The organism is bacterium (assembly GCA_024228115.1).
Taxonomy (GTDB): Bacteria; Myxococcota_A; UBA9160; order UBA9160; family UBA6930.
This window is the reverse complement of record JAAETT010000197.1, coordinates 1-2,084: the sequence shown is the minus strand read 5'-3', so window position 1 is coordinate 2,084 and position 2,084 is coordinate 1. Positions and strand designations below refer to the sequence as shown.

The 2,084-nt window shown below is 60.7% G+C and carries 2 protein-coding genes; both read left to right on the top strand.

What is annotated here, in order from left to right; translation table 11 throughout:
• The first annotated feature begins 161 nt into the window (after positions 1-161).
• Complete coding sequence (locus GY937_09545; GenBank protein ID MCP5056952.1) at positions 162-1,229, top strand: nucleotidyltransferase domain-containing protein; 1,068 nt, start codon at positions 162-164, stop codon at positions 1,227-1,229.
• Complete coding sequence (locus GY937_09540; protein MCP5056951.1) at positions 1,229-1,924, top strand: hypothetical protein; 696 nt, start codon at positions 1,229-1,231, stop codon at positions 1,922-1,924. The genes GY937_09545 and GY937_09540 overlap by 1 nt, the downstream gene beginning before the upstream one ends.
• Positions 1,925-2,084: the final 160 nt, after the last annotated feature.

The window sequence follows — 2,084 nt, the reverse complement described above, 5'->3', positions numbered from 1 at the left end:
GGTGACAGTCTGTGCGGTAGTATCCGGCTTCATGAAGGGGCCCTTGTTGAGGGGAAACGCGTGTCGCAACACGTTTCTACCGCAACTGGGGCCTTCTTCAATTCAGGAACGCGACTTCTTCATGAATTATTCGGGCTAGAGTCGTTGGCCTCTGGAGAATCATGGAGAGTTCAGGCCTGACGGCACTTCAAGAGCGGTGTGGAGTGTCGTGGAACAACATCAACCGTTGTCGCGATCAGGCACTCGAGCAGCAGCGCAAGCTGGAGAGCCTCCTGAACGAGAAGCGTCTGGTGCCGGCGGACACCTGTTTGGTGGTGTTCGGGTCCCTGGCCCGTCGTGAATGGACCTCAAGTAGCGACCTGGATTGGACACTTCTCGTGGATGGCCCGGTCGATCCCGCCCACGCGACCGCCATCGAGAAGATCAAGGCCCTTCTTGCCGAAGAGCGGTACATCGAGCCCGGTCCGACGGGGACGTTCGGCAGCCCGGTGTTCAGCCATCAGCTCGTCCATCGGATCGGCGGAGAGGAAGATTCCAACCGCAACACGACTCAGAGGATCCTGCTCCTGATCGAATCGGCTGCACCGGTCGGGCCAATCGTTCGCGAACGGGTCGTTCGACAACTACTGAAGCGATACGTCGACGATGACAATGCGTTCCGGCCGCCGCGCAAGATCAAGCCCTACGTGCCGCACTTCTTTCTGAACGATGTGGTCCGGTACTGGCGAACGATGGGCGTCGATCTCGTTCAGAAGCTCCACTCCCGCGGAGGGGACGAGTGGGCCCTTCGGAGCTTCAAGCTGCGCATGTCCAGGAAGCTGCTGTTCGCGGCGGGTCTCACGATGTCGCTCGACTGCAAGCTGAACCCCTCCGAGCGCCTGCGGAGCCAGATCGATTCTGGAGGGGACCTTCCTACAGCGATGGCCTCCGAGCTGTTCGAGTACGTGGACCGATCGCCTCTCGAGATCCTCGCCGGGCTGGCTCTGAGAGTGGACGCCATCGAAGCCGCGAAATCGATCTTCGGTGCCTACGACGATTTCCTTGGTGTCTTGTCCAATGAGGAGGATCGGCAACACCTGAAGACACTGACGATCGAGGACGCGCCGTCAGACAAGCGATTCAACGCCTCAAGAGAGACGGCGAGGCGGTATCAAGAAGGCCTCGAAGAGCTATTCTTTGGCTCGGAGCCGGAGTTGGCCAGTGCCACCAAGGAGTACGGGGTTTTCTGATGCATGCTTTCGGGTTCTCGACCGGGGCCTTGGCCTACGGGGACTTCAGAAGGGCACTGGATCTGCTCACTTCGACGACGACATCCGCAGTCGAGCTCTCGGCTCTACGCGATTATGAGCTTGAAACCCTGATGAGCGCAGTGGCTTCCCTCGATCTATCTCGATATGCGTACGTTTCGATCCACGCGCCGAGCAAGTTCTCTTCGTTGACGGAACGTGCCGCTGCCGACCTGCTGAGACCCTGCATCGATCTGGGGTTCCCGGTCGTCATGCACCCCGATGCCATCGATGATCCAGGGGCATGGGACGGCTTCGGAGACCTCCTCTGCCTCGAAAACATGGACACCCGAAAGAACACCGGCCGAACGCCCCGCGAGCTGAAGCCGTGGTTTGCACGATTCCCCGATTCGTCATTCTGTCTGGATCTGGGACATGCCAGGCAGGTTGACCCGTCATTGGGAGTCGCCAACGAGCTGATCATCGAGTTCGGCGATCGGCTTCGCCAGATCCACCTGAGCGAGGTGAGCGCGGGCTGCAAGCACGAGCCGCTCAGCGTTGCGAGCGTCGCGGCCGTACAGAAGCTGGCGCACCGCATTCCCGACGCTGCGGTCATCCTCGAATCGGTCGTCGATCCCTCCGAGATCGATCGCGAGCTCGAGATGGCGAGAAGCGCCTTGGATCCCGTGACGGTCTAGGCTCGCCGATCTCTGACCAGGCTGGTAGGGTCGAGGGCTGGCGCGGTGGTCCGTAAGGCGGTGGCCTTGTCTGTATCCCGGGTTTCCCCGTTCGTGCCCGTGTAGACCCCACCGTGACTCCGTTTCCAGCCCCCGCCACATCGAACGCAGCATGCGGATT